This window comes from Deinococcus misasensis DSM 22328 (genome assembly GCF_000745915.1).
In the GTDB taxonomy this organism is placed as follows: domain Bacteria; phylum Deinococcota; class Deinococci; order Deinococcales; family Deinococcaceae; genus Deinococcus_C; species Deinococcus_C misasensis.
On the sequence record NZ_JQKG01000027.1, the window covers coordinates 20,643 to 41,484 of the forward strand.

General features: G+C 55.2%; 16 protein-coding genes. 8 read left to right on the forward strand and 8 right to left on the reverse strand.

The features are described from left to right. Window positions 1-19 precede the first annotated feature (19 nt). The 3 genes from Q371_RS15640 to Q371_RS15650 all read left to right on the forward strand — a co-directional run bounded on the left by Q371_RS15640 (window position 20) and on the right by Q371_RS15650 (window position 4,263). The gene (locus Q371_RS15640; RefSeq protein ID WP_084571466.1) at window positions 20-2,191 is read left to right on the forward strand and encodes a PAS domain-containing sensor histidine kinase; all 2,172 of its coding nucleotides are present in this window, start codon (window positions 20-22) and stop codon (window positions 2,189-2,191) included. A gap of 95 nt (window positions 2,192-2,286) precedes the next feature. Next, on the forward strand, window positions 2,287-3,135 hold the full coding sequence (locus Q371_RS15645; RefSeq protein WP_034341976.1) for an isocitrate lyase/PEP mutase family protein: 849 nt from the start codon (window positions 2,287-2,289) through the stop codon (window positions 3,133-3,135). An 81-nt stretch (window positions 3,136-3,216) separates the two neighbouring features. Then, window positions 3,217-4,263, forward strand: coding sequence for an LLM class flavin-dependent oxidoreductase (locus tag Q371_RS15650; RefSeq protein WP_034341977.1), 1,047 nt, complete (start codon window positions 3,217-3,219; stop codon window positions 4,261-4,263). A 146-nt stretch (window positions 4,264-4,409) separates the two neighbouring features. Here Q371_RS15650 and Q371_RS26505 read toward each other — a convergent pair whose 3' ends face one another. Continuing rightward, on the reverse strand, window positions 4,410-4,907 hold the full coding sequence (locus Q371_RS26505) for a hypothetical protein (protein ID WP_034341978.1): 498 nt from the start codon (window positions 4,905-4,907) through the stop codon (window positions 4,410-4,412). 181 nt (window positions 4,908-5,088) lie between these two features. Between Q371_RS26505 and Q371_RS15660 the strand changes: the two genes are divergently transcribed. After that, on the forward strand, window positions 5,089-7,317 hold the full coding sequence (locus tag Q371_RS15660) for an ATP-dependent helicase (RefSeq protein WP_051964559.1): 2,229 nt from the start codon (window positions 5,089-5,091) through the stop codon (window positions 7,315-7,317). A gap of 23 nt (window positions 7,318-7,340) precedes the next feature. Here the strand turns inward: Q371_RS15660 and Q371_RS15665 are convergent, their stop codons facing one another. After that, window positions 7,341-8,201: an SDR family oxidoreductase gene (locus tag Q371_RS15665; RefSeq protein WP_034341979.1), complete on the reverse strand. Its 861-nt coding sequence runs from the start codon at window positions 8,199-8,201 to the stop codon at window positions 7,341-7,343. An 88-nt stretch (window positions 8,202-8,289) separates the two neighbouring features. On the opposite strand from Q371_RS15665, the gene Q371_RS15670 reads away from it, so the two are divergent. Further along, a complete protein-coding gene (locus Q371_RS15670; protein ID WP_034341980.1) occupies window positions 8,290-8,721 on the forward strand; it encodes a MerR family transcriptional regulator in 432 nt (143 codons plus the stop codon). 3 nt (window positions 8,722-8,724) lie between these two features. Here the strand turns inward: Q371_RS15670 and Q371_RS15675 are convergent, their stop codons facing one another. The 6 genes from Q371_RS15675 to Q371_RS15700 form a co-directional block, all read right to left on the reverse strand. Continuing rightward, window positions 8,725-9,864 (reverse strand): alanine racemase, encoded by a 1,140-nt coding sequence (locus Q371_RS15675; RefSeq protein WP_157442746.1) that lies wholly within the window; start codon window positions 9,862-9,864, stop codon window positions 8,725-8,727. Beyond that, complete coding sequence (locus Q371_RS15680) at window positions 9,861-11,456, reverse strand: IucA/IucC family protein (protein ID WP_034341981.1); 1,596 nt, start codon at window positions 11,454-11,456, stop codon at window positions 9,861-9,863. The genes Q371_RS15675 and Q371_RS15680 overlap by 4 nt, the downstream gene beginning before the upstream one ends. Continuing rightward, window positions 11,431-12,561, reverse strand: coding sequence for an MFS transporter (locus Q371_RS15685; RefSeq protein ID WP_051964565.1), 1,131 nt, complete (start codon window positions 12,559-12,561; stop codon window positions 11,431-11,433). Before Q371_RS15685 ends, Q371_RS15680 begins: the two co-directional genes overlap by 26 nt. Window positions 12,562-12,843: 282 nt before the next feature. Then, window positions 12,844-14,514 carry an IucA/IucC family protein gene (locus tag Q371_RS15690; RefSeq protein WP_034341982.1) on the reverse strand — a complete coding sequence of 557 codons (1,671 nt, stop codon included), beginning with the start codon at window positions 14,512-14,514 and terminating at the stop codon, window positions 12,844-12,846. Next, entirely contained in the window at window positions 14,475-15,671 is a 1,197-nt protein-coding gene (locus tag Q371_RS15695; protein WP_051964567.1) for an ATP-grasp domain-containing protein, read from the reverse strand. Before Q371_RS15695 ends, Q371_RS15690 begins: the two co-directional genes overlap by 40 nt. Before the next feature lie 8 nt (window positions 15,672-15,679). Beyond that, window positions 15,680-16,567, reverse strand: coding sequence for an ABC transporter substrate-binding protein (locus tag Q371_RS15700; RefSeq protein WP_034341983.1), 888 nt, complete (start codon window positions 16,565-16,567; stop codon window positions 15,680-15,682). Window positions 16,568-17,366: 799 nt separating this feature from the next. On the opposite strand from Q371_RS15700, the gene Q371_RS15705 reads away from it, so the two are divergent. The 3 genes from Q371_RS15705 (at window position 17,367) to Q371_RS15715 (ending at window position 20,782) form a co-directional block, all read left to right on the forward strand. Next, window positions 17,367-18,623 carry an ABC transporter substrate-binding protein gene (locus Q371_RS15705; protein WP_034341984.1) on the forward strand — a complete coding sequence of 419 codons (1,257 nt, stop codon included), beginning with the start codon at window positions 17,367-17,369 and terminating at the stop codon, window positions 18,621-18,623. Between the two features lie 66 nt (window positions 18,624-18,689). Then, window positions 18,690-19,823 (forward strand): carbohydrate ABC transporter permease, encoded by a 1,134-nt coding sequence (locus Q371_RS15710; RefSeq protein WP_211253851.1) that lies wholly within the window; start codon window positions 18,690-18,692, stop codon window positions 19,821-19,823. After that, window positions 19,823-20,782, forward strand: a complete 960-nt coding sequence (locus Q371_RS15715; protein ID WP_084571469.1) for a carbohydrate ABC transporter permease — start codon at window positions 19,823-19,825, stop codon at window positions 20,780-20,782. Before Q371_RS15710 ends, Q371_RS15715 begins: the two co-directional genes overlap by 1 nt. Window positions 20,783-20,842: the final 60 nt, after the last annotated feature.

Genomic DNA, 20,842 nt, shown 5'->3' on the forward strand with positions numbered 1-20,842 from the left:
CATGATTTAAACTGAGCGGATGATGTCCCGTCCTGTTGAGACTTCACCCGCCCTGAACCCGGTGGCCAGAGCTTTGCTGGACGCGTTTCCTTCTCCCTGTGCGCTTCTGGGGCCACACGGAACGCTGGAAGCCTGCAATGGACACTGGCAGGATGTGTTTCCAGACCATGATTCCCCAGAGGGGGTTTCAGAAGGCAGTGTGGTGCAGTCCTCCAATGGGGTGTGTTACAACGTCAAAGTCACCCATATGGATCTTGAAGGGGTGTCCCACAGGTTGCTGGTGTTGCAAGCTGCTCCCAGTGAAAAACCCACCCCATCGGTGGCCCTGTCCACTTTGCAAGGTCTTTTGCAGCATGTGCCCATTGGGGTGGCTTTGCTGGACACCGATTTGCGTTTTCAGGCCATCAACCCCGCACTGGCCGAAATCAATGCCACACCTCTGGAAGCCCATCTGGGCAAAACCATTTCTGATCTGTATCCGCAAGGCGCAGAGCGGGTGGAAGGGTATTTCCGGCGGGTGCTGGAAACCGGAGAAGCCATTCTGAACCGGGAAGTGCACAGCCGGTCTTTTGAGGACGACTTCAGCAAATACATCTGGCTGTGCAATTACTACCCGGTGCGGGATCTGGACGGCAAACTGCTCGGGGTGGGTTGCACCGTGCAGGACATCACCGAAATGAAACGGTCAGAGACGCAATTCCGGGAAAGCCAGCATTTTTTGCAGCGCATCTCGGACACCATGCCCACGGTGATGTACCTTCAGCACCTCAAGGAACGACAGGTGCTTTTCGTCAACCGCCACATCACTGAAACGCTCGGGTACAATCAACAGGAAATTCAGGAGATGGACCTTGCAGCCCAGAGCCATCTGGCCCACCCGGATGAGCTGCAAATGCTGACCGAACATCAGAAAAGGTTGTTGCAACTCAAAGACGGAGAAACCCTGGACCGCGAATACCGGGTGAAGCACAAAGACGGTTCATGGCGCTGGCTGTACAGCCGTCAGACGGTGTTCACCCGAGATGAACAGGGACAGCCGCTCACTGTGCTGACAGGCGCAGTGGACATCACCGAGCGCAAACTGGCAGAGCAGGCTTTCATGGAGAGCGACTACCGTTTTCAGCGCATTGCTGACCGGGCACCTGTGATGATCTGGATGAGTGGCCTCCAGCAGGAAACCACTTTTGTGAATCAGGTGTGGCAGGATTACACCGGACGTTCTCTGGAACAGGACCTCGGGTACGGCTGGTTTGAACTGGTGCACCCAGAGGACCTCCAGCACTGCGAAGTGGTTTGCAAAGGGGCTTATGCACAGCAACAGGACTTTGAGCTGGAATTCCGCATGAAGCGCCATGACGGTCAGTACCGCTGGGTGGTGAACCGGGGCATCCGTCGGTACACCCCGGATGGAGCGTTTCAGGGTTTCATCGGGGCGTGCATTGACATCCATGACCGCAAAATGGCCGAGTCGGCTCTGGCAGAAAGTGAACAGCGCCTGCGTGAACTGATGCAAACCCAGAAACGCTTTGTGGCCGATGCAGCCCACGAACTGCGCAACCCACTCACGGCTGTCCAGGGCAACATGGATTTGCTGGTGCGCTACCCCAACATCCCAGAGGATGAAAAACAGGAGATCATCCGGGATGTGCAAAAAGAAGCCAGCCGTCTGGGCCGATTGGTTCACGACATGCTGCAACTTGCCCGAGGAGACAGCGGGGCTGCCCTTCACGAAGATGAACTGGAATTGCATGAGGTGCTGAAAGAAGCCTTCCGGGACATCGAACGCCTGAATGTGCACCACACGCTCAGGTTGGGGGAAATGCAACCACTGGCTCTGGTCGGAGACATGGACCGCCTGAAACAACTGGCAATCATTCTGCTGGAAAATGCCCTGAAGTACACCCCTGCTGGTGGAGACATCGAACTGTCTCTGGGCCAACAAGGAGACCATGCGGTGATCCGTGTGAAAGACTCTGGAATTGGCATCCACGAAGAGGATCTGGAACGGGTCTTTGAGCGGTTTTACCGGGTGGACAAAGCCCGTCACCGTGGAGAAGATCCCGGCGGAACGGGTCTTGGGCTTCCGATCGCCCGCTGGATTGTGGACGGCCATGGAGGCAGGGTGTGGCTGGAAAGTGAACCGGGCAAAGGCACAGTGGCTGTGGTGGAGTTGCCCCTCAAAGAAGATTGAGCACAGGGTCTAGAGCACAGGGCACCTCAAAGTGGCCCCTTGTTCTGGCTCAAATTGGTGCTGTTCAGCCTCTTGGAATGTGCCTACAGTGGGGCATGAACGAAATCCAACTGAAAAAAGCCCAGCAATTCAAAGCCCTGCATGAACAAAATGGCCTTTTTGTGACCCCCAATCCGTGGGATGCAGGGACCGCCCGCCTGCTCACTGCTGTGGGATTCAAGGCTCTGGCCACCACCAGCGCTGGACTTGCTTACAGTCTGGGGGTCAGGGATGGCACAGCTGCTTTCGGCAGGGAAGAGGCCATCCTCAATGCCCGTCAGATTGTTGAAGCCACCCACCTTCCGGTTTCTGCCGATCTGGAAAACGGTTACGGAGACCGCCCAGAGGATGCCGCCGAAACTTTGCGCCGTGCCGCTCTGGAAGGGGGTGTGGTGGGTGCCTCCATTGAAGATGCCTCCATGTGCCCAGAGAGCCCCATTTACGACTTCGCCTTGAGTGTTGAACGGGTGGCTGCGGCAGCAGAAGCAGCGAGGGCGTTGCCTTTCCCTTTTGTTTTTGTGGCAAGGGCAGAGAATTTTGTGCACGGCATTCAGGATCTGGACGACACCATCCGCAGGTTGCAGGCTTACGAAAAAGCGGGTGCAGATGTGCTTTTTGCTCCGGGTTTGCGTGCCCTTGAAGACATTGCACTGGTGTGCCAGTCGGTTTCCAAGCCGGTCAATGTGAATGCAGGGATGAAGGGTTTTGCATGGTCTCTGGCAGACCTTGAACGGGTGGGTGTCAGGCGGGTCAGTCTGGGTGGGGGTCTGGTGAAGGCCGCTCTGGTGGCGTTCACGAAGGCGGCTCTGGAGGTGCAGGAGCAGGGCACCGTGCATTTTGTGGAGGAGGCCAACAGTCTGGACCTTGCCCAGTTGATGTTTGCTCCGAACCAGAACGGTTTGTAGTTTTGAGAATATAGTGCTATAATTTATATAGCGAGATTGCACATGCCAATCTCCATTTCCCTGTTGCAAAAGGAGCATGCCATGAGCGTCCATCCCAAAAAAATCGGCTTTCTGACCTTCGGACACCACCAGAGGGGCAACGGTTCTGTGACCCGCAGTGCTCTGGAATCCCTCCAGCAAACCATTGAACTGGCTGTGGCAGCAGAGGACATCGGGCTGGATGGCGCTTTCTTGCGTGTGCATCACTTTGCCAAACAACTCACAGCCCCATTTCCCTTGCTTGCTGCCATGGCTGCCCGCACCAGCCGCATTGAACTGGGCACGGGCGTGATCGACATGCGCTACGAAAACCCCCTTGCCATGGCCGAAGAAGCCGCCATCACCGACCTGATCAGCGGAGGCAGGCTGCAACTCGGGCTGAGTCGCGGTTCCCCCGAGCACGCCTACCGTGGCTACGAGGCCTTTGGATATGGTCCCACAGAAGGCCAATCCCTTTCGGATTATGCCCGTGAAAAAACCGCCCGTTTCCTGACCGCCATTCAGGGCAAAGGCATGGCCCCTGCAGATGCCGGAGGTCGCCCCTCTGCTGCCATGCTGCCCATCCAACCCCAATCTCCGGGTTTGCAGGACCGCATCTGGTGGGGGGCAGGTTCCCGTGACACCGCACGCTGGGCCGGAGAACAGGGCCTCAACCTGATGAGCTCTACCTTGCTGCTTGAGGACACTGGCGTGCCTTTTGGTGATTTGCAAGCCGAACAGATCCAGCTTTTCAAAGACGCATGGACCCGAGCAGGCCATGCAGGCACCCCTCGGGTGTCGGTGTCGCGCAGCATTCTCCCGGTGGTCAGCGATTACGACCGCATGCTGTTCGGCAAGAACATGGGGAACGATCAGGTGGGTCTGCTGGACGGTGTGCAATCCCGTTTTGGGCGCAACTACATCGGAGAGCCAGACCGCATTGCTGAAGAACTCCGCAAAGACGCAGCAGTGATGGAAGCCGACACCCTCCTGATCACGGTGCCCAACCAACTCGGGGTGGAGTACAACGCCCGCATGCTGGAAACCATCGCCCGGCACATCGCACCTGCCATTGGTTGGAAACCTGCGACTGAAGCAACTCTGGTCTGAACCGAAATCAAAACCATCTTAAAGAGCACGGTTGACCCGTGCCCTTTTGCATATTGTTCAGAGGGATTCACGGATCGCTGAAAGAAATTTGGTCCACAGATTTTGATTTGATCTCGCAGTGTGGAAATGGTGATGTTTCACTGTACTCAATGTTGATCCAATTGGATGGCATACACCCATTGAATGTGAGAAATGCGTGCCATCAGGGTGTACTGCAGGATTTGCCCTTTGTCGGAGTGACAGGATGGACCAGAAATGCCAAGGTGTCCTCTACCTGATTCGCCCAAAAGAATTTGCCAAGATGCGAGTTTGCTGTGAGATGAATCCAGAACCAATCGAAGGGAAAAAGGGGTCAAGGATTGATCACGCATCAGAATGCACGTCCCGGAAAGTTGAGCGCTTTCCAAATCCAGTTTCTGGGCACTGGCCACGAAAATCCCATCCAAGGTTTCTCCTTGCCACTCTGAATGATGACAAGAAAGGATCTGTGGGATGGCGATTTCCAACAAAAAGCATAGGTTTGAAGAGGGTTCAAGTTGAAAGCCAGAGCCCACGGGGGTTTGCTTCAAGAGCACGCTCAACTCAGAAACAATGCTGGATTCTGTGTTTGAGTCAAGATGGTTTGAGCCCGTTGTTTTTTCCATTTTCCCACTTCTGATGTCCATTTGGATTCAAGCATCAGGTTTTTCAGCATACAGGTCAACTTGTTGTGGCAGGAAACAGGATGAGATGCATCCTGTTTACCCCGGATCTGTTATGCTATATACATATGATTCAAAATCATTCTGTCTACAAACTTCTCTGGAAGGACCCGACTGTGACCCCATGACCCACCTCACCCCCGAGCAACAAAAAATCGTCCAGCACAACACGGGGGCTGCTCTGGTTTATGCCGTGGCAGGGGCAGGCAAAACCACCTGCCTGAAAGCCCGCACGGTCCGTCTGGTGCAAGAAGGTTTTTTCCGTCCAGAGCGCATTCTGGCCACCAGTTTTTCGCGTGAAAGTGTCAAAGACATCCAGCAAAAACTCTCTGGGGTGAAAGGGCTGGAACGGGTGCAGGTGAAAACCCTGCACAGTGTGGGTCTCGCCATCCTGAAAAAGGCTGTAGAGATGGGTTTTTTGTCTGCTTTCAAATCGGAGGCAGAGGGCCAGAACACCCGTCCTCGACTTTTGCAGCAAATCCTGCGTGAAGCCCGTTTGAAAGGGATGCCTCTGGACCCGTTTGACCCGGAAGACTTCTGGAATTACGTGGGACGCTGCAAAGCCCACTTGCAGTATGCAGAGCTTCTGGTCTGGGATTTCCCAGAGGAAGGTTTGAAAGTGGCGTCTCAGGCGCAACCTCCAGAGGGGATGCCCCATTATCTGGAGCTGTACCGCTCTTTCGAGCAGCTTCGTGAACGGGAACACTTCATCACCTTCGATGACATGACCGTGCTGGCGTGGGAATTGTGCACCCGTCACCCCGAGCTTTTGCAGGAGGTGGGGGGGTGGTACGACTGCCTGATGGTGGATGAGTTTCAGGACCTCAACCTCGCACAGTCGGAGTTGGTGCACCTGTTGCTGAACCGGCACCAGAACATCATGGCTTTTGGAGACGACGACCAGACCATTTACAGTTGGCGTGGCTCCAGCCCAGAGTTCATCCTGAATTTTCAGGAGCGGTACGAAGCGAAAACCTATTTCATCACGCACAATTTCAGGTCCAGAGCCTCACAGCTTGCTCTGGCGAATTTCGTGATTTCCCAGAACGAGCACCGGGTGGTCAAACCGTTGCGCCTCACACAGGGGTTTGATGGGCAAACCCGCATTGTGGGCGTGAACTCGCAATTTGAAGGCGCCAGAGACATCGCAGACACCATCGAACACAACCTGCAAAAAGGCATGAAGTGGCAAGATCATGCCATTCTGGTGCGCAGTTATGCCCTGACCCCCTTTTTGGAAACCGAACTGATTGAGCGCAAAATCCCTTACCGCATTCCGGGCGGAAAATACTTCTACAAACGGGATGAAATTCTGGTCCTCCTGAACCACCTGAAGGTTTTGCAAACTCTGGACCGTTTGCATTCTGGCGAGAAACTTTCTCCTCCAGAGGTCCGTGACCTGAAAAGCCAGTTTCTGTCCATCGCCATGAACCCGAGGCGGTTCATCACCCGGCAGTACGTGCAGTCCCTGTTTGTCAGGTTGCTGGGACGTGAAGAAGAACTGCTTTCGCAGCTTCAGCAGGACAGCCAGAGCAGCCATTTTCAGAGGTTCCAGGCAGGTTTGCAACAGCTTCATTTTGTGCTGGAAGAGCTTTTGAAAATGGTGCAAAATGCAGAAAGCGCCCAGCGGATTCTGGACCACCTGCTGTACTACACCAATTACGACCAGCACCTGCAAAACACCACCGCAGACCCTGAACTGGCAGAGGCCCGCATGCTAGGAGTGCGTAATCTGACCCGTTACGCCGAAGGCAAAGGCACTGCTGCAGAATTCTTGCAGCACATGGAATTCATGGCTTTCCGCGAGGAAACCTTGAACCGCCTCACAGAAGACCGGGTGCTGATCACCACCCCTTACCGGGCCAAAGGTCTGGAATGGCCTGTGGTCTTCGTGCCGGGCTTGAATGAAGGCACCTTCCCAGCAGCGCGTTCTCTGGACCATTCACACCTGCTGGAAGAGGAAAGGCGGGTGCTGTACGTGGCGATCACCCGTGCCAGAGAGCAACTTCACCTCTACCATCTGGACCGTGATGATGCTGCCCCAATCAGCCGGTTTCTGTGCCCAGATCCAGAAGACACAGATGCCATGCAGGTGCTTGAGGAGGTGCAGGACATCAAAGCTGCTCTGGACACCCCCGAGGACACCCCTCTCACTGTAAAGCAGGTGCACTTGCTTTTGCAGGGCATGGAAAACCACCACTTTGGGGTGTACTTGCGCCACCATGCCCACCGCCATTTTGATCTGGACCACCTGATGGTGCTCAGCATCAAGGTGCTCGGGGCTGCAAAGCACCTTCAGGGGGTTCCATTGAATTTGCAAGGCTGGCTGGCTTACGGACAGGATCCGGCTTGAATTTCCCATCCGTTGTGCTGGGTTTAAGACTCTCTGGGGGCCAGACGACCAGAGGTGATTTGCAAGACCGAATCCCCTGTGGGATCCACGTATTTCAGGGAAGTCAGGTGCTGGATGTTGCCAGAGGTCTGGTAACGCAAATGGGGTTTTTCGGCCTGAATGGCCTCTAAAATCACCTGTGCCACGTCTGCTCCGGTTTGTCCGAGGGTTCTGAACACCTCTGCAGATCCACTGAGATAGGCATTCAGCAAAGGACGGTAAGGGCTGTCTTGCTCTGGTTGGGTGAGGGCACCTCCAGTGATCTGGCCTCCTGCATTGGTCACGAAAGCGGTGTTGACCGGACCGGGTTCAATCAGGGACACGCGCACCCCGTAATGCTGCATCACGGCAGCGAGGCTTTCCATCATGCCTTCCAGAGCGAATTTGGCTGCACAGTACGCATCGTTGAACGGTTGACCGATCAGGCCCCCAATGCTGCTGACACTGATGATGTGCCCCTGACCCCGCTCGCGCATGTGGGGCAATACCTGACGGGTGAGGCGGTAAGCGCCCACAAAGTTGACATCCATCACCCGCAAGAGGTCTTCCACAGGGGTTTCTTCGGTGGTGCCCAGATAACCTGCGCCAGCATTGTTGACCAGCACATCCAGATGACCGAATCTGGCGATGATCCCCTCCACCACTGCAGCGATTTGCTCGGGGTTTTGCACGTCCAGTTGCTGCACTTCTAATGCAAGCCCTTCGGACTGGGCCTGTTCCAGCAAAACCTGCCCTTTGGAGGTGTCTCGCATGGTGGCAATCACTTGCAGTCCTGCGCGTGCGAGGGTGAGGGCGGTGTCCTGTCCGATGCCTGTGGATGTTCCGGTGATCAGTGCAGTCTTCATGCTGCCATGTTAGGATCTGGAGTTCACTCCAGGTCAAGCCCCCATTCCAACGCTGGAAAAGAGGGCGGTTTCAGGTTTACCATCAAACATGACCTCCTCCAGCCTGAACCCCGTGCTGCTGACCATGCGAGAAGCCGTGGAAGCCTCTGGCCTCTCAGAAGACACCCTGAGGTACTACGAAAAACTGGGGCTGGTGATGCCCGAGCGCATCCCCTCCAGCAACCACCGCAGGTACTCCGAACAGCAAATCCGCTGGCTGAAATTCCTGATGCACCTGCGCAGCACCGGGATGCCTCTGGAAAAAATCCAGCGTTATGTGCAACTGGTGTTGCAAGGAGAGGCAAGCGCACCCCAGCGCAAAGCCATTCTGCAAGAACATCAAGAGCAGGTGCAGGCCCAGATGGCAAAGCTGCAAGAGGCCCTGCGTGCGATCAACCTGAAATTGCACCACTACGAGGAGATTGAAAAGGCCCTGAGTGCAGGGATGCTGCAGGAGGCCAGACGCAGCACCCTGGACTGACCCTCAAAGGTTCTGCAAATACACGAAATTCGGCTCTGGATGCATCAGAAAAGCCGTGTGCGAGATGTTCCATGCGTACCCTCCAGCCAGAGGAAACACCACCCAGTCTCCCACCGCAGCACCCTGAACCTGCACAGCAGTGCTCAGCCGGTCTTTTGGGGTGCACAGTTGACCCACCACATTCACGGTGCAGTTCTGGACTTCTGGAGCATGCATGGGTTTGATCTGAAACGGATGGCTGTGGTTCTGGGCTGCCGGGGTGCGGAAATGGTGGGTCCCTCCCTGCACGATCACAAAAGTTTCTCCGTGGCTGGATTTGATGTCCAGAATGGGTGTGGCGTAATATCCACATGAAGCCACCAAGCTGCGTCCGGGCTCGATGCGCAATTTCAGGTCCTTCACCTGATGAAGCCCCTCCCCGAGGGTGTGCCAGTCGTAAGGCTTACGGGTCTGGTAATCCACGCCCATCCCTCCGCCCAGATTGAGTTCCTGCCAGTCCAGTCTGTGTTGACTGATGAACCCCCTGAACCAGTCCATCACCCCTGACAGCAAATGCAGGTGGGTTTCTGCATCTTTCAGGCCCGAGGCCAGATGGGCATGGATGCCGTGACAGTGCAGCTCTGGGTGCTGTTTCAGGATGGGCAGACAGCTTTCCAGCAGCGTTTCATCCATGCCAAAAGGGGAAGGGCGACCCCCCATCGCCAGAGGCACCCCCTCGATTTTGAGGTTCAGGTTGGCCCTGAGCAGCACATGGGCAGTGCACTGCAATTCTCGGGCCAGAAGGGCCAGTTTTTGCAGTTCAGCAGGGCTTTCCACATGGATGCGCTGGATGCCTTTCTCCAGAGCCAGCTTCAGGTCAGAGGTCAATTTGGCTGGACCTCCAAAAGCAAGGCTGGCCTGAGGGAAATGCTGGTGCACATGGGAGAGTTCTCCTCCTGAAGCCACTTCAAAGCCGTCCACATGAGGAAACACCGCTTGCAGGATTCTGGGGTCCGGGTTGGCTTTGGCTGCGTACAGCACTTCCACCTTCCCAAGGGCAGTTTTCACTTTCTGGACATGTTTCTCAAGACCATCCAGATCGTAAAGGTAGGTGGGATGGGCTGGAAGGCGGTCCAGTTGATTAAACACCTGTTCTGGAATCACAGGTCCCTCAGGGGGCTGGGCACGCCCACATATCCGGCTTCGCGGTCCCTCTGGCGTTGCCAGCGGTTCAGCAAATTGGTCTTGGCAGGCCAGTCTGCACCGTCCAGCAGGGCTTGCAGTTCAGGCTCTGGACCAAAACGCTGCTGGTGCTGGAGCAGGGTTTCACGCAAGGCAGTCCAGAGTTGCTTTTTCAGGAAAGGGGCTTTCAGCAAAATGGCCCTTCCGACTTCCAGCAGGTGGTTGACCAGCAGGCAGTAAGCCACCCGCTTGAAACCCTGCTCACGGCTGTAGGTGACTGCGTTTTGCACTTGCTCTGGGGCCTCTTGCAGCTTTGCTGAGAGGTGACCCGGCAGAAGTTTGGTGCCTTCCAGATCCCGGAACACCACCCCAGAGGGCATCCCGTCTTTCAGCACAATCAGCACATTCTGAAGGTGAGGCTCCAGCACCATGCCCTGCTGAAACAGCAGGTAAAGCACAGGTGGAACCACTTCTTGCACGTATTTTTCCCACCATTTCAGCAAGAGGTCGTTTCTCAGGTGGGCAAGGTTTTGGGGGTGCTCGTGGGCCTCATCGCACAGGACAGCGCACAGCACGGTTTCCTCACCTGCTTTTTGATTCAGGAGGGGATTTTCCCTGAGCAGCATCCCGAGGTACTCCCGGCTGTGGGTGTCCAGTTTGACCGTGCAGTAGGCAGGCTCTTTCAGGACTCTGGCAGAGGGGAATAGCCCGAGGAATTCCCTTTCAATCCCTTCAAAGTGCTCAGTCAGTAGGGTGGCAGAGGTCAATTCGTAGTCGGCATTCTTGCGCAAGCAGTTGGTGATGCGGGCGTGCAAGCTGAACTTGTAAAACCACGGATGCCCTTCACGGTACAGGGTGCGGATGCTGGAGGTCGGGCTGTACAGAATTTCTCCTTCTCCGAGGTCCAGCAAAATTCCGTCTTGTGATGCTTTTGCAATGGCAGGTTGGGCCACGGCAAGTTTGGCCTGCCAGGGGTGGGCAGGCAGCAAACGGTACCCCTCTGGAGCCTGAATTTCTTCGTGCTCAAAACGGCAGAGGTCTTCACGGTTGGAATCGAAAAAGTCTTCCCGGACAGCAAAATAACGCAAGGCAAAACGGGTTTTCAGCTCTGGAGAGTACCTCTCCCAGCTGGCAAAATTCCCAGAGCGGCTTTTGGGGGTCGGATGAAAACGGTGTCCCAGCATCAGGCTTTGCTCTGAACGCAAATACCCGTCCTCTGGAGGGGTGGTTCTGGCTTCCAGAAAGCGCAGGGTGAAACGGGCACTTTCCTGAAGCAAGGCTTTGAACTCTGGATTGGGGGTTCCGGTGCGCAGCGACAACTCCTGTTCCAGCACCTCCCCGAGCTGTTCCCAGTGCGTGGGAACCCAGAATTTGCCGTCTTGCAGCCACACCTCATCGGAGAAGTGCAAAGGATCTCTGGAGGTCAGGCCCACTTTCAGGGTTTTCTGGGTGCATTCAAAAGGAACCAGCAGGTGATGCCCCTGAATTTCGGTCTTGGGCTGGAGTTCGCGCAGGAAGCAGTTCAGCAGGTTGTGCCAGATGAACCGCTCAGGTTTGAGGGTGTGTGTGGTCATCGTGTCTCCTTTCGGGCAGCAAGGTGAGGGTGATGCTGGCCAGAGCCACCGTCCCGGCCAGCCAGTACGTCCACAAAGGGTCCGGGCTCAAGAGGCTGGAAAGCACTCCAGCCAGCACCGCTCCGGCTTTTCCGTAAGCTTCCAGCACACCGAACAGTTGTCCAGAGGGGTGCACTCGGGCAAGTTCGGCGGCCTGATCGTTGATCCGCATGATGCAAATGGCCATCCCCACCCCGAGCAGCAACCTGAGGACCCCAAGCACCATCAAGTCGGTGGCCCAGATGTGTCCCAGCAAAGTGAAGCCCACCAGCACAAAACCCACCGCCAGAGGGGTCAAGCCAGAGATGCGGTTCAGCACCGGAACGGCCAGCAGATATGCAAAGTGAGGCAAGGCAAAGAGCAGGCCGGGCACCCACGCCAGTTGGGTCAGGGGTTTCACCTGTTCAATGAAATAGGGGAAACTCAGGATGGTGGACAGCACAAACAGCAGCTCCATCCAGAACATCCGTCCAGCCCCTCTCAGGGAACCTCGGGTGCGTTTGGTGGTTTGCTGATTTGGCTTTTGCTCTGGAAGCCAGAGGGTCAAAAAGGCCGACAACAGCGGCAGCACGCAAAAGAAACGGTACAGTTCCAGAATCGAATGGTGCTGGATCAGCAAGCCCACCGTGACCGGGGCCACCAGCAGGGCCATGCGTGCAGAACTTTGCATCAGGGTGAGGGCTGCACTGAGCGGTTTGCCTTGCAAGTGGGCACCCAAAAACGCACTGGACGCTGAAAACGTACCTCCCAGCAAGCCCTGCACAATCAGGCTGACGGCCAGCATCCCCACACTGCTCGATTGGCTGGTCAAAAAGTAACTGAGGGCCAGCCCGAGTTGCGCACGGATCAGCATTTTGCGGGGTCCAAAGCGGTCTGCAACCCTGCCCCAGAAAGGAGCGCTCAGGGCAATGCAGGTGGTGGGCAGGATGTACAGGATTCCGGCCCATCGGCCTTCGGGGTCTCCCAGTGAATGAAGGGCTTCGGTCAGGTAAGGGGGCAGGCCCAGAGCGGTGAAGGCCGCCAGAAAGTGGCTGACCACCACCACCGCAGTGACGGTTGTGTTCATGGTGTGCTTTCGTGGGTGTGTGAGGAGGGGAAGTGTAAAGCCTGAAGTTTGGCAGGTCCACTGAAAAAGCGGTCAGCGATCAGCCTTCAGCTTTCAGCGAAAAGGCTCCAGAAGCTTTGGCCTTCGAAGACAGCAAGATCAAACGGTAAACCCCATTTAGGTTTTGCAGGCTCACGGGATCGGAGGAAAACGCTCCTTCTGGCTGACATCTTCCTGTGTGCATCGTGCGAACAACGACTTTGCATTGACTCTGGGTGTTTGAGGGTTGGCTCAGACCAAAATTCAAATGCCAGATGAAGTTCTTGCTGACGGCTGATCGCTGACCGCTGAACGCTCTTTCAAGTAATTGGGCGCATCATGTCGGTAACACTTGTTGATGTCTGTGGCCCCCAGCATGTCTTTGGGATACAGGGTGCCTGCACTGAGCATGCGTTTGGAGGGATAGGTTTCTGCATTTAAGATGCGTGCCTCAAAGACCTCTGCCAGAGGTGAAAGCCGGTTTTTCTGCAGCACCTCCAGAATGCAGGCGCGTACAAATCTCAACCCTTCAGAAAGGTCCAGCAGGTTTTTCTGTGCAGCCTGCTGCAACACCGAGGTCACGCACAGGTGCAAGATGATGGTGATGAACATGTCGGCCAGCACGTGTGGATCGTCGGTTTCGATGCGCTCATCGCCCAGAGGTTGCAGGTGCCTTGCCAGCACTGGATGGCGCGCTTTGAAAAACGACCAGAGGATTCTCGGGGAATCGTTGTCCCTCAGGAGGATTTGCACCTGATCTCCCTGAATCAGCAAGGTGGTGTTTTGCTGGTGGGCCTCCAGCACCACGCCATGCTGCAAGGCCAAGGTCAGGTGCAGTTCCAGCAGCTTCTGAACGGTGTTTTTCAGAAGGTTCAGAGGGTCCTTGCTCAGGTGTTCCAGCACGGTTTTTCCCTCTGGATGTGGTGCCAGCAATCCTGCGAGGCCCAGAGCCACACTTTTTTCGGGACTGTTTGCAGGAAATTCAGGGTAGGTGCGCAGCAGGTAACCCAGCTCTGGACATCCTGCATGGGCGTAATGGCTTTCATCGGTCAGCAGGAGGTCATTGCCCAGCAGGGCTGCGAGCACCTCTTGCATGCGGTGACCGTCCTGAAAAGAATCTGGGTGCAGGGTCCGCACATTGCGCTGCCCGAGGGTTCGAACCATCAGCGGCACTTTCAAATGAAACCGTTCGTGCCCTTCGATCACCAGGGTGCGCAAAGACAGGGTGGGATGGACCTTTAAAAATGGCTCTGGAGCCACCTGAATGCTCTGGTGCTCACCCAAAAAGGACAGGGTGTGGGGATGCACTGGAAACAGCACATGGTCTGTCCGGTCCTTCAGGCCCACCTCTGCAAAAGAGGGGAAGAAGTCAGGTTGTTTTCCCACCACTGTCACCTGATCACAGGGAACAGCCACCCAGCGCAGCAAAAATCCAGAGCTGGACTCGGGGCAGTAGGCTTCAAGGTCTGAACTGGAAAAGCCTGTTCTGGCAGGCAACGGATAAATTGGGTGGTTCAGCAGGGAGGCCAGACGGTCAAAATCCAGCAAAGTTTTCGGACTGGAGCGTTTGAGCAGGGTTTTCTGGTGCTTTGCACGGTAAGTTTCATATTCGAGGGCAGATTGAAGTTCTGCTTGCAGGCCTGCAAAAAAAGGCAAATTCAGGGTTTCGATGAAATCCAGAGCAGGAATCCACTTTTGCTTCTCTTCATCCCACACTTCTGATGTAGTGGCTTGAACGGTGTGCCAGAGGCCGTCTTTTTGCAGGGGAATCCAGTGCTGCTGGTGTCTGGCGCACCATCCCCATCTGGGATGCAGTTCACGTGAGGCATCAAGGTGTTCCACATTTTCCCGCAGCAGGGCCGTGAGCAGGCTCTGGCCCATCTGCGGGTGCTCTTTCATGAGGTCGGAGCCAGTTGCAGGGGCTGGATGTGCCATGTCAGGGTCCTTTCAAGGGTGTCAATGGCTTGCTGGATGTGCTCTGGGCTCTCTCCGATCAGGCGGATCAGGCCCAGACTGCTGGGGTTGCTGGAGGTGGCATCCACTTCATCTCCCACGTTGCTGATCACCTGCACCTCGGCCTGCACCCCGTCTGAAACGAAAGTCTGGTTTTCAGGTGCGGATGTCACCGTTCCATCCTGATCCGGGAACAGGTAGTGCACGGTGGCATGTTTTCTGGGCAGGTTCAGCTCTGGCAGTTTGGCCCCAGCGTGGATTTTCAGCACCCACTCGAACAGAGAAAATTTCAGGAGGTCTTGCAAGAGCAGATCGCACTGGTCGCCGATGTTGCGGTAATTCACCTCGATCAGTGTTGCAGTTTTCCCATCCCACACGCATTCGGTGTGGCAACTTCCAAAACCCACGCCCAGCTTTTCCAGTTGCCCGAGCACGTCCTTCACAAGCTGCTCTGGAAGGTCAGGTTGCCAGTCCAGCCTCTGTTCTATGAAATATGGAGGTGGGCTGATGGTGGTTTTAAATCCGCCCAGCACCACGGTTTTTTCTCCATCCCCGAGGGTTTCCAGTGTGTACAGGTCTCCCTGCAAATACCCTTCGATGACCAGAGGGATGGGGTCTTCGGCCCAGATGTGCCGGGTGCGTTCCAGCAGGGTGGCGGCATCCTCAATGAAGTAAGCGTGTTTGCTGGACACGCCTTCTCTGGGTTTCAGGACCACCGGATAGGGATGGTCGGTGGGCACCTCATGATGGGGTTCCAGCACGGTGTGGTGCAGGGTTTCCCCGAGCTGTATCCGCATTTCCCGTTTGTTTTTGCAGCGGTAAGCGGCTTTCCAGGGTTTGCTCGGCAGGTCAAAGTAATCTGCCAGCAGGGCGGTCTGGGTTTGCAGGTGATCGGAGTTGGTGAACACCACATCAGGCGTGCCATTCTGGCTGACTGTGGCAATCAAGCTCTGGACCTGAAACACCTCGGCGTGCACGATGTTCACTTCAAAAGGCAGGTGCCCATAGGCCTTGTGGTGCAGCTCTGGGAGGTTGGTGTAGAGGGTCACCTGCCACCCGAGTTGCTGGGCGGCAGGCAAGAACCCCAAGGTCACCGAGTCGGTGGGCAGGTAAGCGATCAGGGCAAGTTTCAGGGGCATGGGTCACCTCAGGGTTGCTGGGGTTTGTGGGTCAGGAGGCCACTGGTGCTGGCTTGCTGCAAAATCAGGTTGAGGCCCTGAATGCCACGTCCTTTGGCCCAGAGTTCACGGCTGAAGGTGTAGACCCGCTTGTACTTGACGGCTTTCAAGCTCTGGAACAGGGGGTTTTTCTTCCACTCGTTCAGGAGGGCTTCGTCGCCAGGGTTGATCATGATGATCAGGGTCTCAGGGTTGTAGGCAATCAGGTTTTCAAGGGTGATTTTGTACTGGGTGCCGTCCTGGTTGTTGTGCACCGGGGTTTTCAGTCCGAGGGTGCTGAGCAAGGAGCCCACAAAGCTCTTGTCGGTGTGCACCCAGAAATCGGTGGGGGTCATCACTCCGGTCACAAAGCTGGTGGGTTTGGCCAGAATTTTGGCTTTGTCAAAAATGCGTTTGTGTTCCTGCAGGGCGTTTTTGGCCAGAGCCTCTTTGTCCACGATTTTGGCAATCTCTGAAAACTGCTCCAACTGGTCCTGATAGCTGCCGTAATAGGTGTTGTACAGGATGGTGGGGGCAATTTTGGAGAGCTGGGCATAAATGGCCTTGTGGCGCTCGGCATCGGCGAGAATCAGGTCTGGCTTGAGGGCCATGATGGATTCAAGGTTGGGTTCACTCAGGTATCCCACGCTCGGGACCCCTTTGAGGCCCTTGGCAAGGTGGGGGAGGGGACCGTAACCATGGTCAGCCACGCCCACAGGTTTGATGCCCAGTTTCAGCAGGGCGTCTTGATAGTTGTATTCCAGCGCGACAATGCGCTTGGGGGTGCTTTTCAGTTCGGTGGTTCCGCCAAGGTGCGTGACGGTCACGGCTTGCGCTGTGGAAGCAGCAAGCACCAGAGTGATCAGGGTGCGTTTCATGAAGACTCCTATCTTGATTAATCCGACAAGATTAGTCGGCTTTGAAGAGCCTAGCATTCCAAATTCAGTTTGGCAACCCCTCGGGAGTCCCCTGAAATCAATGGTCCAATGGCACCCCAAGAGAGCAACGTGCTTTTCGGTGGAGTTTTGGGCATGACAACCCGTGAAGAGCCCCAAAAGACCTGTCTGGCAGCAGAACCGGAAAGTGATTGTGGGCCTCAGGCCAGCAGGGTTACCGTAAGCGTTTACGATAATGATTGATTTTTTGGCATGGATGGGTCTTGCGAATGGAAGTCGACTCCCAGAACCTCCCGTGGTGATGAGGTGCAAGGTCAAATGGACAAAGGCAGCTCTGTAGTGGTTTTCTGCTGGCAAAAAGATTGATCTGGATGAAATCATGAATGGAAAGCGGTTTTTCCTGGCCGTCGAGCCGGATTTACGGTGCATGCCATGCGTCCCAAATGTAACCTGTGATTGCTTTTCTGGAAATCACACATCTTTTGGGGATTTGCCTTGATCCAGTCCGAGTGATTTTTGCTTTCGGTATCGCTACAGATGAGTGAATTTTCGGCGAGTCAAGAAAAATATTCCGTTTTGAACGAACAAAACAAGTTTTTGAAAAAATTTTAAATCGAGTCAAAAAAAACGCTTCAAAACTTTCGATTGAAAAGACCAATGCAGAAAAACTGTTCTCAGAAAGGATATTTTAGAAGCTTGCAATTCTTGTCTTGACTGAATTACGCAAAGGGTTTACCCTTACCTAAAGCGCTTACGAAAAATCAGAAGGAGGGCACCCCAAATGCCTCAACGGACCGCCATTGCCATCAGTTTGATCCTCACCTCCAGCCTTGCCTTGGCCCAACAGAAAACCGTTACGGTCTTCGGCAACTTCACCGGACAGGACCAGCAGTCCTTTCAGAAAGTCATCAACGCGTTTGAGGCCAAAAACCCCGGCATCAAAGTCAACTACACCGGCAGCGCCGATTTTGTCACCCTGATCAACGTGCGCGTTCAAGCCGGAAATTACCCGGACATCGCTGCCATTCCTCAGCCCGGTGTGATGTACGACCTCGCACAAAAAGGGGTGCTGGTGCCCCTCTGGAACAGTGCCCTGACCCTCGTGAAACGCAACTATTCCCCTGCATGGCTGGACCTTGGCACCGCAGAAGACGGCAAAGCCTACGGCATTTTCCACCGGGTCAACGTCAAAGGGCTGGTGTTCTACAACAAAACCGCCTTCAAAAATGCAGGTTACAAAGTGCCCAAAACCTGGCCCGAGCTGCAAGCCCTCACCAAAAAGATGGCTGCCACCAAAACCGCCCCTTGGTGCATTGGCATCGAGTCTGGTGGAGCCACCGGATGGGCGGCCACCGACTGGTTGGAAAACATCCTGCTGAGAACCGCTCCAGCCAGCGTGTACGACAAGTGGATCACCAACAAAGTCAAATTTGATTCTCCAGAGGTCCGCAAAGCTTGGGGTGTGCTCGATGACATCGTCACCACGCCCGGCTACGTGTACGGCGGCAAAACCACGGTGGCGGTCACCAACTTCCGCGATGCTTCTCAGGGGGTTTATGCCAACCCAGCCAAGTGCTGGATGAATTTGCAAGGCTCTTTTGCCACCGGATTCCTGCAAGACGACGTGCAGGCCAACCTCGACAAAGAAGTGGGTGTGTTCATGCTGCCCATGATCGATGAGAAACTCCCCACCACTTTGGAGGTCGGCGGAGACCAGTATGTGGTCTTCAAAGGCAAAGACCGTCCTGAAGTGAAGAAATTCATGGAGTTCCTCGCCACCGGAGCCAGCGCTGCCCCTTGGGCCGCAGACGGTGGAGCGCTGTTCCCCCACAAAGACCAGAATCGCAAGGCTTACAAAACCCAGCTTGAGCAGTCTTTTGTTCGCATCCTCCTCTCTGCAAAAGCGGCCCGCTTCGACGCCTCTGACGCCATGCCCTCGGCGGTGAACCTTGCGTTCTGGAAAGGCACCACCGATTACTTCACCGGCAAGAACCTCGATCAAGTCCTCAAAGACATTGACGCTGCTTACGGCAAGTGATCTCTGAACTGGTGGGGGGTACCCCCTCCACCAGTTCCTTTTCTGACGCACAACAGGAGAACCACAATGCATCAAACCCCCAAAAAACGGAAAGCCACAAAGCAGGCTTTCCCCCAGAGCAAAGGCGAACCCGCCAACCTGAAAAACCTCTTGTTGTATGGGGTCTTGATGGTGCTTGCTCTGGAATTTTTCAGACGGATTTTTGTGTTCCTCAAAGCGGGTGACGCACCAGAGTGGGCCATTTTCCTCACCTCCATTCTGTGGGGCGTGCTGGGCATCTGGGTGCTTTTTTACCTCGCCAACATGATCACCGAAAGTTTGCAGGAACGCTGGCGAGGGCTGGTCGTCCCATGGATTTTTGCTGGCCCGGCTTTGTTGATTCTGGCCTACTACCTGCTGATTCCCACTTTCCGAACCCTGTACCTGAGTTTCTTTGACGGCTCTGGGACATTTATTGGTCTGGAAAATTACCTGTATGCCTTCACCAGTGGTCCAATGCTGGAGAGCTTCAAAAACAACCTGATCTGGCTGGTGGTGGGCTCTGGACTCAGCGTGGTGGCTGGACTGGTGATTGCCACTCTGGCAGACCGCACCCATCCGTGGTTTGAGGTGACCATCAAATCCCTGATTTTCTTGCCGATGGCCATCAGCATGATTGGCAGCGCAGTGATCTGGCGTTTCGTGTACCACTTTCAGCCAGGAGAGACCCAGATTGGATTGCTGAATGCCCTCCTCACTTCTGTCGGAGAGGTTCCGCAACCGTGGCTGATTTTGCAGCCCTGGAACACCCTGTTTCTGGTGGTGATCCTGATCTGGATGCAGGCGGGTTATGCCATGGTGATTTTCTCGGCGGCCATCAAAGGGGTGCCTTCAGAGTTGCTGGAAGCGGCCCGCATTGATGGAGCAAACGAAATCCAATCGTTCTTTCAGGTCACCATCCCTTACATTCGGGGAACCATCATTGCGGTGACCACCACCATCATCATTTTCACCCTGAAAATTTTCGACATCGTGCTGGGCATGACCGGAGGAAACTTCGGAACGCAGGTGATTGCCAACGAGCAGTACCGCCAGATGTTCGAAGCGGGAGATTTTGGCAAAGGCTCGGCCATTGCCATTGTGCTGCTGCTGACCGTGCTCCCTGTGGTGTATTACAACGTGCGTGAATTCCGCAGCAGCCACCAGAAAGCAGGTTTTTGATGGGCACCTCTGGACCTTCCAAATTCACCATTCAGCAAAAGGGCGTCAAGGCCCGCAAGAAAAGCCCAGAGTACCGTTTGCTCGGGTCTGTGCTGATTTACACCGTGCTGGTCGTGCTGGCTTTGCTGTGGACTTTGCCCACACTGGGGCTTCTCATCACCTCCATTCGCCCACCGGACGACGTGAACGGCTCGGGTTGGTGGACGGTGCTGTTCAACCCCGAGAAGGTGCGCCTCACCCTCGACAATTACCGCATTGTGCTCGGGTTGGGTCTGGATCAGGTGCAAGTGAATCTGGACCGCAACGAAGGGGACATTCAGCTTCTGAAGTCGGTGATGAACACCATCATCATGACCATTCCCTCCACGGTCATTCCAATTTTTCTGGCAGCCATTGCCGCTTACGCTTTTGCTTGGATGCGATTGCCAGCCAGCCAATTTCTGTTCACAGTGGTGGTGGCTTTGCTGGTGGTGCCCTTCCAGATTGCCCTGATTCCCGTGCTGAAAGATTACAATGTGCTGGGCCTGAACGGGACTTTCCTCGGGGTGTGGTTGGCCAACACTGGATTCGGCCTTTCACTGGCCACTTACCTGCTCTACAACTACATTTCCACCCTCCCCAGAGACATCTTCGAGTCGGCGTTCATCGATGGGGCTTCGCACTTCACGGTGTTCAACAAGATTGTGTTTCCGCTGTCCTTGCCTGCCTTGGCTTCCTTTGCAATCTTTCAGTTTTTGTGGGTCTGGAACGGTGTGCTGGTGCCTCTGGTCTTCATGGGCGAAAAGCAGGAATACATGGTTTTGCCCCAGCGCATTTTGCAAATGCTGGGCACCTACCAGACCCAGTGGAACCTGCTGACGGCTGGAGCTTTCATCAGCATGCTGATTCCTCTGGTGGTGTTTTTGGGCTTCCAGAGGTACTTTGTGCGCGGCATGATGGCAGGCAGCGTCAAAGGTTGAAATGCATCCCTTAAGGGACCTCTCCCTTTCCTTGAAGCAGAACTCCCCTCCAGGCAAGAG

Bases quoted from the DNA above. Each gene is read 5' to 3' on its own strand.
- Q371_RS15640 (WP_084571466.1), top strand. From the start codon at position 20: ATGATGTCCCGTCCTGTTGAGACTTCACCCGCCCTGAACCCGGTGGCC.
- Q371_RS15645 (WP_034341976.1), top strand. From the start codon at position 2,287: ATGAACGAAATCCAACTGAAAAAAGCCCAGCAATTCAAAGCCCTGCAT.
- Q371_RS15650 (WP_034341977.1), top strand. From the start codon at position 3,217: ATGAGCGTCCATCCCAAAAAAATCGGCTTTCTGACCTTCGGACACCAC.
- Q371_RS26505 (WP_034341978.1), bottom strand. From the start codon at position 4,907: ATGGAAAAAACAACGGGCTCAAACCATCTTGACTCAAACACAGAATCC.
- Q371_RS15660 (WP_051964559.1), top strand. From the start codon at position 5,089: ATGACCCACCTCACCCCCGAGCAACAAAAAATCGTCCAGCACAACACG.
- Q371_RS15665 (WP_034341979.1), bottom strand. From the start codon at position 8,201: ATGAAGACTGCACTGATCACCGGAACATCCACAGGCATCGGACAGGAC.
- Q371_RS15670 (WP_034341980.1), top strand. From the start codon at position 8,290: ATGACCTCCTCCAGCCTGAACCCCGTGCTGCTGACCATGCGAGAAGCC.
- Q371_RS15680 (WP_034341981.1), bottom strand. From the start codon at position 11,456: ATGACCACACACACCCTCAAACCTGAGCGGTTCATCTGGCACAACCTG.
- Q371_RS15685 (WP_051964565.1), bottom strand. From the start codon at position 12,561: ATGAACACAACCGTCACTGCGGTGGTGGTGGTCAGCCACTTTCTGGCG.
- Q371_RS15690 (WP_034341982.1), bottom strand. From the start codon at position 14,514: ATGGCACATCCAGCCCCTGCAACTGGCTCCGACCTCATGAAAGAGCAC.
- Q371_RS15695 (WP_051964567.1), bottom strand. From the start codon at position 15,671: ATGCCCCTGAAACTTGCCCTGATCGCTTACCTGCCCACCGACTCGGTG.
- Q371_RS15700 (WP_034341983.1), bottom strand. From the start codon at position 16,567: ATGAAACGCACCCTGATCACTCTGGTGCTTGCTGCTTCCACAGCGCAA.
- Q371_RS15705 (WP_034341984.1), top strand. From the start codon at position 17,367: ATGCCTCAACGGACCGCCATTGCCATCAGTTTGATCCTCACCTCCAGC.
- Q371_RS15710 (WP_211253851.1), top strand. From the start codon at position 18,690: ATGCATCAAACCCCCAAAAAACGGAAAGCCACAAAGCAGGCTTTCCCC.
- Q371_RS15715 (WP_084571469.1), top strand. From the start codon at position 19,823: ATGGGCACCTCTGGACCTTCCAAATTCACCATTCAGCAAAAGGGCGTC.